The sequence below is a fragment of the Kitasatospora sp. NPDC059571 genome, from assembly GCF_042735675.1.
GTDB lineage: Bacteria > Actinomycetota > Actinomycetes > Streptomycetales > Streptomycetaceae > Kitasatospora.
On sequence record NZ_JBHWBW010000569.1, the window covers coordinates 1 to 567 of the forward strand.

The 567-nt window shown below is 82.0% G+C and carries 1 protein-coding gene; it reads left to right on the forward strand.

Annotated elements, in window-relative coordinates:
- The coding region (locus ACFV0G_RS35645) for an alpha/beta hydrolase (protein ID WP_380556903.1) at positions 1-567 on the forward strand (567 nt) is incomplete at both ends.

The following is a 567-nucleotide window of genomic DNA, read 5'->3' on the forward strand; positions in this document are numbered from 1 at the left end:
GTTCGCCGCCCTGGCGGCCGCGGCCCGCGGCGGCGGTGCACTGACCGTCGCCGGGGTGGTCGCCGAACAGGTGCGGCTGTCGGACCCCGAGGAGGCACTGAACGCCCGGCTGCGGGCCGCCCTGCCGCCGCCGGGCGCGCCGCCGGCCGAGGTGGCCGCCTGGTGGCGCCGCCTCGCCCCCGCCGCCCGGGACGCTCTGACGGAGAGCCGGCCGGACCTGGTCGGCGCGCTGGACGGGCTGCCCGCCCGCGACCGGGACCGGGCGAACCGGCTGCTGCTCACCGGGCTGCTGGCGTACCCGGACGCGCTGCCGGAGCCGGTCCGGCGCGGTCTGCGGGCGATCGCCGACCGGCTGGCACGGGCCGAGTCGGACGTCCTGCTGCTCGCCCTCGCGGCCGAGGGCCAGGGTCGGGCGGTGCTCTGCCACGGCGATCCGGACACCGCCGACGACGTGGCGGTGTACGTGCCCGGCTTCGGCACCGAGCTGGCGGGCGCGGGCGGCGGGGACGCCGACCGGGCCGCCCGGATCCGCGGGGGGGGCCTCCGGGGCGGCGGCGGGCGGTCGGG